The organism is Acinetobacter sp. ATCC 27244 (assembly GCF_000156555.1).
In the GTDB taxonomy this organism is placed as follows: domain Bacteria; phylum Pseudomonadota; class Gammaproteobacteria; order Pseudomonadales; family Moraxellaceae; genus Acinetobacter; species Acinetobacter haemolyticus.
Genome location: NZ_GG665951.1, coordinates 284,889 through 295,013, shown reverse-complemented (window position 1 = coordinate 295,013; position 10,125 = coordinate 284,889). Strand labels below are relative to the sequence as shown.

General features: G+C 40.5%; 11 protein-coding genes and 1 pseudogene. 7 read left to right on the top strand and 5 right to left on the bottom strand.

The window, feature by feature from the left end:
* Positions 1 to 599, top strand: a pseudogene (locus HMPREF0023_RS05320) (RDD family protein); the annotation flags it as partial.
* Here the strand turns inward: HMPREF0023_RS05320 and HMPREF0023_RS05315 are convergent.
* From HMPREF0023_RS05315 to folE2, 4 genes are read right to left on the bottom strand one after another with little or no spacing between them, the layout of a single operon-like run.
* Positions 582 to 1,937 carry a dihydroorotase gene (locus tag HMPREF0023_RS05315; RefSeq protein WP_008941381.1) on the bottom strand — a complete coding sequence of 452 codons (1,356 nt, stop codon included), beginning with the start codon at positions 1,935 to 1,937 and terminating at the stop codon, positions 582 to 584. The pseudogene HMPREF0023_RS05320 and the gene HMPREF0023_RS05315 overlap by 18 nt on opposite strands.
* Complete coding sequence (locus tag HMPREF0023_RS05310; protein ID WP_005089914.1) at positions 1,927 to 2,487, bottom strand: carbonate dehydratase; 561 nt, start codon at positions 2,485 to 2,487, stop codon at positions 1,927 to 1,929. The genes HMPREF0023_RS05315 and HMPREF0023_RS05310 overlap by 11 nt, the downstream gene beginning before the upstream one ends.
* Before the next feature lie 21 nt (positions 2,488 to 2,508).
* Entirely contained in the window at positions 2,509 to 2,928 is a 420-nt protein-coding gene (hisI, locus tag HMPREF0023_RS05305) for a phosphoribosyl-AMP cyclohydrolase (protein WP_005089916.1), read from the bottom strand.
* Positions 2,922 to 3,824: a GTP cyclohydrolase FolE2 gene (gene folE2 / locus HMPREF0023_RS05300; protein ID WP_005089918.1), complete on the bottom strand. Its 903-nt coding sequence runs from the start codon at positions 3,822 to 3,824 to the stop codon at positions 2,922 to 2,924. The genes hisI and folE2 overlap by 7 nt, the downstream gene beginning before the upstream one ends.
* 110 nt (positions 3,825 to 3,934) lie before the next feature.
* Here folE2 and HMPREF0023_RS05295 point away from each other — a divergent pair, with 110 nt between their 5' ends.
* From HMPREF0023_RS05295 to zigA, 3 genes are read left to right on the top strand one after another with little or no spacing between them, the layout of a single operon-like run.
* Complete coding sequence (locus tag HMPREF0023_RS05295; protein WP_008941380.1) at positions 3,935 to 4,648, top strand: D-Ala-D-Ala carboxypeptidase family metallohydrolase; 714 nt, start codon at positions 3,935 to 3,937, stop codon at positions 4,646 to 4,648.
* Positions 4,649 to 4,654: 6 nt separating this feature from the next.
* Positions 4,655 to 5,053, top strand: a complete 399-nt coding sequence (locus tag HMPREF0023_RS16680; RefSeq protein WP_005089922.1) for a transcriptional repressor — start codon at positions 4,655 to 4,657, stop codon at positions 5,051 to 5,053.
* A gap of 15 nt (positions 5,054 to 5,068) precedes the next feature.
* A complete protein-coding gene (zigA, locus tag HMPREF0023_RS05285) occupies positions 5,069 to 6,292 on the top strand; it encodes a zinc metallochaperone GTPase ZigA (RefSeq protein ID WP_005089924.1) in 1,224 nt (407 codons plus the stop codon).
* Between the two features lie 63 nt (positions 6,293 to 6,355).
* On the opposite strand, the gene pcaU is transcribed toward zigA, so the two are convergent.
* The gene (pcaU, locus tag HMPREF0023_RS05280) at positions 6,356 to 7,180 is read right to left on the bottom strand and encodes an IclR family transcriptional regulator PcaU (RefSeq protein ID WP_005082506.1); all 825 of its coding nucleotides are present in this window, start codon (positions 7,178 to 7,180) and stop codon (positions 6,356 to 6,358) included.
* 250 nt (positions 7,181 to 7,430) lie between these two features.
* On the opposite strand from pcaU, the gene HMPREF0023_RS05275 reads away from it, so the two are divergent.
* The 3 genes from HMPREF0023_RS05275 to pcaF all read left to right on the top strand — a co-directional run bounded on the left by HMPREF0023_RS05275 (position 7,431) and on the right by pcaF (position 10,123).
* On the top strand, positions 7,431 to 8,117 hold the full coding sequence (locus HMPREF0023_RS05275; RefSeq protein ID WP_005089926.1) for a 3-oxoacid CoA-transferase subunit A: 687 nt from the start codon (positions 7,431 to 7,433) through the stop codon (positions 8,115 to 8,117).
* 11 nt (positions 8,118 to 8,128) lie between these two features.
* Positions 8,129 to 8,782 (top strand): 3-oxoacid CoA-transferase subunit B, encoded by a 654-nt coding sequence (locus HMPREF0023_RS05270; RefSeq protein ID WP_005089928.1) that lies wholly within the window; start codon positions 8,129 to 8,131, stop codon positions 8,780 to 8,782.
* Between the two features lie 132 nt (positions 8,783 to 8,914).
* On the top strand, positions 8,915 to 10,123 hold the full coding sequence (gene pcaF, locus HMPREF0023_RS05265) for a 3-oxoadipyl-CoA thiolase (protein ID WP_008941379.1): 1,209 nt from the start codon (positions 8,915 to 8,917) through the stop codon (positions 10,121 to 10,123).
* The last annotated feature ends 2 nt before the right edge of the window (positions 10,124 to 10,125 follow it).

Below are 10,125 nucleotides of genomic sequence, written 5' to 3'. Positions count from 1 at the left end.
TTTCTTGGGGTATTAGTCTCTTATTAATCTGTTTACAAGCTTTAATTGTATATTTCTATATTTTTAACCGAAAAAATCGCCGTTCAGTCCATGATTTTATATCAAAATCGATAGTCATTAATGCTCAGCAAATTCATAATGATCCACAAATACCAAGCATGTGGGCAAAACATAAAATCTTTGCAGCCTTAACGGTACTTGTTTGTTTAGTGAGTGGAATATCTTCGGCAGTCTCTCAAGAGCAGAATAATGAGATGACGAATATGCAACTTAAAGAGATGCAACCAGAAATTCTTCATATTAAACAAATTTCTGATACGAATTTTAATTTTTTCGACATTCAAATAAATCGCCCTGAAAAGCTCAATAGTCCTTTTTTTGCACAACAATTTGTAGAAAACTTACAAAGGATCAATCCTGTATTGGTCGATGAGAGAAATGAGGTATTCTTAATTTTAAGAACTCAACTTCAATTTGGTCTAGTTTCAACGGGGCAATATAGTACTTACACCGTTGAGCAGACCAAAACTGGACTAAAAGTTGTAGAACAAGCGAGTTCGGAGTTTAATCAAATATCTTTCCTATCGATCAATTTCTAGTGCTTTTCCTCGGCAACTCAAAAACAACTGATTTTGATGCCACGCCAGTTGCCCAGAAACAATGGTGGTATCAACTTCATAACGAAAGGTTTTATCTTGGAATGGAGTCCAACCACATTGCATATAATTTTTTTGATCTTTGACCGCGATCCTATGCGTATTTTCTTTGAGTAGGACTAGATCGGCCCAATAGCCCTCACGAATATAACCACGATCTTTGATCTTAAATAAGTCCGCAACTTGATGAGATGTCTTACGCACCATCGTTTCGATACTGAGCTTTCCATCTGCAACCAGTTCCATCAATGCGGGCACAGCATGTTGTACCAGTGGCAGACCTGAAGGCGCATTCATATAGGATTGTTGTTTTTCATCCCAAGTATGTGGTGCATGGTCGGTTCCAATAATATCCAAACGATTACTGTTTGAAATCGCATGAATCAAAGCCTCTTTATCCTGTTGGGTTTTGATTGCAGGATTACATTTTATTAAATGCCCCAGAGCGGCATAGTCAGAATCATCAAAACTAAGATGATGGATACAGACTTCAGCTGAAATATGTTTTCGATTTAAAGGCAGATCTTTAAATAAACATAATTCTCTGGCTGTGGTCAGATGTAAAACATGCAGTTGAGTACCGTATTTCTCAGCTAAGGAAACAGCAAGTCGAGAACTTTCAAAGCAAGCTTGTTTATCTCGAATTTTAGGGTGCATTGCTGCTGGAATATTTTCGCCATATTTTTCCAAATATAGTTTTTCCTGCTCTTTAATCCGAGGTGTATATTCACAATGCGTCAATAAGATGGTTGGTACATTGGCAAATAAACGCTCTAGAATTTTAGGATCATCGACCAACATATTGCCGGTTGATGCTCCCATAAAGACTTTGACACCACTGACTAATTTTGGATCAAGTTGTTCAATAATGTCTAAATTGTCAGAACTCACGCCAAAATGAAATGCGTAATTTGCCATGCTATGTTGCGCTGCAATTTGCTTTTTTTGTGCCAGCGTGTCTACGTTCAATGTCGCAGGATTAGTATCGGGCATATCTATATAACTGGTAATCCCACCAATGGTTGCGGCCATAGATTCAGATGCGATACTGCCTTTTTGGGGTGAGCCAGGATCTCTAAAATGCACTTGATCATCAATCATGCCTGGGATTAACCAAGCACCATTGGCATCTATGGTTTTCGCATTGAAAACGCCCGTGATATTGCTAGCGATTTTCTCGATTCGTCCATCTTGAATCAGTACATCTGCAATAAACTGTTTATCTTCATTGACTAGGTTGGCATTGCGAATAATGATCTTGGGAAATTGTCTAAAACTCATTGTGCAATGCCTTATATCCTTTGACTAACTCGATATTGGTGCTGACCACACTTTCAGAAAACTCACTGATTGAAACATCAACAGGAGGATATTGGCTTAAATCTGTTTTAGGATTGATATAGCTCATGGCAGGAACATAAAAGTGACTCGGCAAATCACGCCCGTCGACCACTGCATTGTGTCGGATCGCACTATGATCACCGACTTTGCAATTAAACAAGACACTGTTAAAACCGACAAAAACATGGCGACCAATTTCACAAGGACCATGAATAATCGAACGATGTGCAATCGATGAGTTTTCGCCAATCTTCACCGCAGCGCCAGCTTTGGAATGAATCACCACACCATCTTGGATATTGGAGTTAGCACCGATAATAATCGGTTCCATTTCGCCATGTTCATCGGTTTCATCAGCGCGAATCACAGCATAAGGACCAATAAACACATTGGCATGTACGATGACTTTGCCGCAGATAATCGCGGTTTGATCGACATAAGCAGATTGATCGATAACAGGCAAATGGCCAGATGGATTTTTACGTAGCATAGAATTACCGCTTAAAATAAGTTAAATCACAGGTTGAGTTAAAATCGTCACTTGATCTGTATTTAGACCAAGATAAAAACAAGTCGGGCGTAGGGTATGGCAGGCTGGACCATTCTGATTGACGAAAAACAATAGGCAGTCGCCATCACAATCGAGTCTGGCATCCGTCAAATATTGACGATGTCCTGAACTCTCACCTTTACGCCATAAACACTTTCGTGAGCGCGACCAATAACACACTTGTTTGGTCTGCAAGGTTTCGATTAAGGCGTCTCGATTAACCCAAGCCATCATCAATACATCTTTACTTGTTTGATCTTGAGTGATCGCGGGAACAAGACCATCTTGGTTCCATTTGATCTGTTCAAATACAGCTTCAAAATCAAATTTCTGCCCCAAAGCCCCATGTTCCATCTGCTGAAAAATAGAATGCTTTACCATTGCCACGAACCTTGAGCCACCGCATCATGCGCATGCAGGCTTTCTGCATGAATGACTTTGAAATTAAAGCCATTAATACTTTTATGATTTAAAAATGTGCCATACAGTCGTCTTAAGGCATCTTCACAAAACATCAGGTTTTGACCATTGGCAATTGCGAAGGCCTGTTCATCGATACGTTTAACGGCAGTCTGAACAGGTGTCATGAGAGCTTGTTCAGCTTGATTAATAAATAAAATCAGTGGGATATGTTGGATATTTTGATCAAGTCTGAAATTAAGAATCGCAAAGCTTCTTTGACTATGTGGTGTTGCAGCAATCGCATCTGTACTGCTTAGCCAATCTAAAATTTCCTGCTGATCTAAACGAATGTCTTGATTGTTTAACGCCGATTCAAAACGTTGTTGAATAATGTTTCTTGCAAGAGCAGCCGAGCATGGGCAGGTTGATGAATAGGGAATCTCAACTTTTAGTTCTGCTAAAAACTGCCCATCTAAAAGTTGGCATGACAAAACAAAAGGATAACTTTTCCAACCTGAAAGCTTGCTGATCAATGCAGGTCGTTCGATATACAGTTCGCTATGAATTTCAATTTTTGCATGTTTGGATAGATCACGATGACTTTCTAAAAAGTCTTGTAATAATGACTGCAGATCGATCAAGTTCAAATTTTCAATCGAACTCAGTTCTAATAGTCGCGTATACAAGCGTGACATATGAATCCCTTTGGCTAAGGGATCGTCCAAACTGACATAAGCATTGATTTGACTTTGACATAGCGTATTTTCGATACGAACGGGTAATGCAATTTTTTCCATGCCAACCCAATCTAGGCAATGGCTATTTGCTTTGGGTAGAGTTGATTCAGCTGAAATATCTGGAAGAGCAAGATTCATTTGTTTAATGGCTTACATTGTAATGTTTGTTGTAATGTTATAACATAACAATAAGCATCGACAAGCGCGTTGCGAAGTAAATTCGATTTAAGTGATGCTGGCGAATCAAAATGAAAAAAATCTACATGCTCGGATTCATTTGTGGTCTGTCTGCTTGTCAGTCTTCGTATCAAGAGATCCGACGGCAACCTCTACCAAAACTTGAATCGAAACATACGATTCCCAAAGTGATTCTGCAAGAAAAGCGTATCCCATCTTCGTATCTCCAGTGGGCAATGCAGGCTCAGCATCAACAGCAAATTCAAGCTTATAAAAATTTCTTGAAAACCCAAGGGATTGATTCTTTTATTCCAGATTTTGAGTTTTTTCAAACAGCGAGAGATTGGCAAAAGTGTAATTACGCTGAATATGAAGTTCCACCAAGAGAACTCTGGAATAACAGCATTCCGACTTTAAAGATTCTGAAGCAATTGGTCGAACAAAAACGAATTGATCAGTTTACGGTGACATCTGTGTATCGAAACTATGCATTGAATCGGTGTGCAGGTGGGGCAGGTGGATCTAAACATGTGTTTAATGCCGCATTGGATTTTCGTATAGGTAGTGAGAATCCAGATTCAATTGAACAAATCCGTATCGAAAATACAAAAAAGAAGCTTTGTGAATTCTGGATAGAGCACGGTGAAGCATTAAATATGGGTTTAGGTGTGTATGCATCAGGACAAATCCATATCGATACAGCAGGCTATCGTACATGGGGAGTCGACCATCGGTACACTTCTTCACCTTGTATGAATAATTCTTTTAATAATAACAATGAGTAAATTGCAATGAAGCTGACGATCGCCCAACAAAATATTTTAGATATTTTAAAAACAGAAAATAAAGCCATGAGTGCTTATGAGTTATTGGAGAAGGCCAAACCTTATGGCTTTCAAGCACCAATTCAGATTTATCGAATTCTGAAAAAACTGTCAGAACAGTGCCTGATCGTAAAACTAAATACCTTAAATATGTATGTGCTAGACCAAGCCGAAATTTCAGCGAGTTATCGGCTTTTTACCGTATGTACAGAATGTCAAAGAGTGCAAAGCATAGCTATTCCACAACTTAAAACCTGTGTGGAAAGCACCATCCAAGCCAAACAATTCAATCCAAGATACCCATATTTAGAAGTATTGGGTCAATGTTTCTCATGTCTTTCCAAACATGAAACTCAACATATTTAATCAGTGAGAACGCCAATGAATCATTCTTTAGCCACTCCAAGCAAACTTCCTGTGACCGTCTTATCTGGTTTTTTAGGTGCAGGAAAAACCACGTTGCTCAATCATATTTTGAACAATCGTGAAGGGCGAAAAATTGCCGTAATCGTCAATGATATGTCTGAAGTGAATATTGATGCGGCATTAGTTCGTGAGGGCGGTGCTGAATTATCACGTACAGATGAAAAACTGGTGGAAATGAGCAATGGTTGTATTTGTTGCACCTTACGAGAGGATTTGTTGATTGAGGTACGCCGTTTGGCTGAAGACAATCGCTTTGATCAATTGGTGATTGAATCAACAGGGATTTCTGAACCTTTGCCTGTTGCAGAAACATTTACATTTGAAGATGAAAATGGTGTTTCACTGAATGAATTTGCGCGTTTGGATACCATGGTGACTGTGGTCGATGCTTATAATTTTTTAAAGGATTATAGTTCTCTGGATAGCCTAACTTCACGAGGTGAATCATTGGGGGAAGATGACGAGCGTAATGTGGTTGATCTTTTAATCGACCAGATTGAGTTCTGTGATGTGATTGTGTTGAATAAAGTTGATTTGATTAATCGTGAAGAAAAAGAAAAATTATTTGGCATTCTACATTCACTTAACCCAAGAGCGAAAATTGAAATTTCTGAATTTGGGCAAGTGAAGCTAGATAAAATTCTAAATACTAACTTATTCGATTTTAATGAAGCAGCTCAAGCGCCTGGTTGGCTGAAAGAACTCAGAGGTGAACATACGCCTGAAACCGAAGAATATGGGATCAGTAGTTTTGTTTACAAAGCAAGAAAGCCTTTCCATCCACAACGGTTTTTTGATTTTGTAAATTCTGAATGGCAAGGTGTGATTCGATCAAAAGGATTTTTCTGGCTTGCTTCCAATCCTGAGTTTGCAGGTTCGTGGTCACAAGCGGGTGCGATGGCTCGACACGGTGTAGCAGGGTACTGGTGGGCAGCCGTACCAGATGAACATTGGCCAGAAGATCAACATAGTCGTGATGCAATTGAAAGAAATTGGGATGATTTAACAGGTGACGCTCGACAGGAAATAGTTCTGATCGGTATGGATATGGATCAAGATGCACTAACGGCGCAGTTTGATGCATGTTTATTAACAGATGACGAAATGGCACTTGGTGCAAAAGAATGGGAGCAATTTGACAATCCATTTACGGGTTGGACAGATATGATTTTAAAATAATTCGAGAAAATAAAGTTAAGCTCTAATTTACATTTCTATTTAAATTAGAGCTTCTTTTACGCTTTAGATGACATGTCTTAAATCTCGAGAAGTTTCCAGCAATAATGGCAAAATGTGAGTAATTAAATAATCTTTAGTCGTTCGCATGGTTGGCGATACGATATTCAACGCTGCAACAACATCAGCATTTGAATCATAAATAGGCACCGCAACAGCGTGTACACCCAGTTCATGCTCTTCACATGAATAGCACCAATCTTGCTCTTTGATTTCATGCAGTAGCGCCAAAAACTTCTCACTTTCGGTATGCGTATATTTAGTAAGTCGTTTAAGAGGGTATTTTTCTAACCATTGTTTCTGTTCATCCAAATCAAGATGCGCAAGTAAAATTTTACCTGCTGATGTGGCATGAGCGGGCAACCGATTACCTAGATGTAGACCATATGGGTTAACGCGATCTGTTTGTTGATGCGCTGCACTTCGTGCGATGGTAATTGCTTCATATCCATCTAACACCATCACTGAATAAATAAGTGAGGTCTGATTGGTCAATAAATTTAATAACGGTTGACAAATTTTGGGGAGTGGGGATCCATCTAAGTAAGCACCTGAAAATTTTAGAATTTTAGGGGCAAGATAATAATAATGTCCATCAAACTCCAAATAGCCTAAGTATTCCAAAGTAAGTAGATGACGTCGAGCAGCGGCACGTGTCATGCCTGTCTTTTCAGCAGCTGTACTGATATTTAGACGATGACGTTCTGGACCGAAACACTCTAGGATGGTTAAACCTTTAGCAATACCTGCGATAAAATCTTCATGTCGAATTGACTTCTTATTCTCACTGTGATGAATCAATCGAACAGTTTTTTCTTGATCATGATCCATATGATGATAACTCCAATCTGCAATTTCAGTTGCTCATTTCCATTCTAATCAAAAGCTGACTGTTTTACTTGGATAATGTTCGATCATCGAACATAAAATATATATATCGAACAAAATACACTTTAAAGCATAGAAGTGCGTCCAAAATTTATCAAGAATAAATACAAGCAATCCGAACAGAACACTCAACTACATTGGCCCGTTTTTCGGCCTGAAAGATTGAGTGACTTATCGTACAGGAAGTAGTTAGATGATTGATAAGAGTACAGCCTCATTGGTTGAGGTTTTATCCCAAATAAAAGATGGATCGACCATCATGATCGGTGGCTTTGGAACCGCAGGACAACCTGCTGAACTCATCGATGCTCTGATTAAACTTGGTGTCAAAGATCTCGTCATCGTCAATAACAATGCAGGTAATGGCGATTATGGTCTTGCCAAACTCCTAAAAACAGGTGCAGTCCGTAAAATCATCTGCTCTTTCCCTCGCCAATCTGATTCATGGGTGTTCGATGAACTTTACCATGCAGGGAAAATTGAATTAGAGCTCGTGCCACAAGGCAATCTCGCTTGCCGTATCCAAGCTGCAGGGATGGGCCTCGGTGCAGTATTTACACCGACTGGCTTCGGAACATTATTGGCAGAAGGCAAAGAAACTCGTCATATCGATGGTAAAGACTATGTACTGGAATATCCAATCAAAGCTGACTTTGCCTTGATCAAAGCTCACAAAGGCGATCGTTGGGGCAATTTAGTTTTTAATAAATCAGCACGTAACTTTGGACCGATCATGGCCATGGCTGCAGATGTCACCATTGCTCAAGTCTCTGAAGTAGTTGAACTCGGTCAGCTTGATCCTGAACACATTATTACCCCAGGGATTTTTGTCCAGCATGTGGTTGCTGTTGAAGCAATATCACCTGTCGCTGCGCAATAAGGAGAATAACAATGAGCTATCAAAAACTCAGCCGTGACCAAATTGCAGAACGTGTTGCACAAGATATTCCTGATGGTGCCTATGTCAATTTAGGCATTGGCTTACCGACTAAGATTTCAAAATACTTACCTGCGGATAAAGATGTTTTTCTGCATTCTGAAAATGGTTTATTGGCATTTGGTCCACCACCAGCTAAAGGTGAAGAAGACCCTGAACTGATTAATGCAGGCAAAGAATATGTGACCATGCTCACTGGGGGATGCTTTTTTCATCATGGTGATTCCTTTGCCATGATGCGTGGTGGTCATTTAGATATTGCGGTACTGGGTGCATTCCAAATCGCAGCCAACGGTGATCTTGCCAATTGGCATACAGGTGCAGCCGATGCGATTCCTGCTGTGGGTGGTGCAATGGACTTAGCTGTAGGTGCAAAGAAAGTTTTTATCACTACCGATCATGTCACCAAGCAAGGTGAACCCAAGATTGTTGAAGCACTATCTTATCCAGCCACGGGTCTGAAATGTGTTGATCGTATTTATACCGATTTGTGTGTGATTGATGTGACGACAGAAGGTTTAAAAGTGATTGAGAAAGTGGATGGTCTGAGTTTTGAAGAACTACAGGCTTTGACGGGTGCTCAATTGATTGATGCGACACAGGGATAATGTTTACCAGCCACTAATTACGGGTTAAAGCGAAAGCTTTTTGTATAGGCATTGCCTACGCAAAGGAAGTATGACTGAACCCGTAATTTGTGGCAGTGGTCACAACGAATTGAAATATGGAAGTGTAAGACTATGAAAAACGCTTATATCATTGATGCGATTCGCACCCCATTTGGTCGTTATGCAGGTGGTTTAGCCCCAGTACGTGCTGATGACCTTGGTGCAGTTCCGATTCAAGCCTTAATGCAACGTAATCCAACCGTGGATTGGCAACAAGTCGATGATGTGATCTATGGCTGTGCTAATCAGGCAGGTGAAGACAACCGTAATGTCGGCCGTATGTCTGCGCTGTTAGCAGGCTTGCCGTATCAAGTCCCTGCAACCACAGTAAATCGTCTTTGTGGTTCATCTTTAGATGCCATCGCCATGGCAGCACGTGCAATTAAAGCAGGTGAAGCAAATCTCATTATTGCGGGTGGCGTTGAGAGTATGAGTCGTGCACCCTATGTGATGGGTAAATCGGATAGTGCTTTTGGTCGTAGCCAAAAGATTGAAGATACCACCATGGGTTGGCGTTTTATTAATCCAAAGCTCAAAGAAATGTATGGTGTAGATACCATGCCACAAACTGCAGAAAACGTGGCAGAGCAATTTAATATTAATCGTATCGATCAAGACCAGTTTGCCTTGGTGAGCCAACAACGTACTGCAGCAGCGCAAGCCAAAGGCTTTTTTAAACATGAAATCGTTCCTGTCACGATTCCTCAACGTAAAGGTGATGCGGTTGTTGTCGATACTGATGAACATCCACGTGCATCGACCACGATTGAAGCATTGACGAAACTCAAAGGCGTGGTGAAAGCAGATGGTACGGTCACTGCGGGTAATGCGTCAGGTATTAACGATGGTGCAGCAGCGATTTTGATCGCTTCAGATGAGACAGTTGCTCAATATCAACTTAAACCACGTGCCAAAATCATTGCAGTCACGACAGTGGGTGTTGAACCCCGCATTATGGGTTTTGCCCCTGCACCGGCAATCAAAAAGTTACTGAAACAAGCCAATCTGACTTTAGAACAAATGGATGTGATTGAGTTAAATGAAGCCTTTGCAGCTCAAGCTCTAGCGGTGACTCGTGATTTAGGTTTGTCAGATGATGATGCCCGTATCAATCCGAATGGTGGTGCGATTGCTTTAGGTCATCCACTCGGTGCCTCAGGTGCGAGATTAGTGACCACAGCTCTGAACCAACTTGAGCAGATCCAAGGACAATATGCTTTGTGTTCGATGTGTATCGGCGTGGGTCAAGGCATTGCCTTGATTATTCAGCGTGTTGAGTGAGG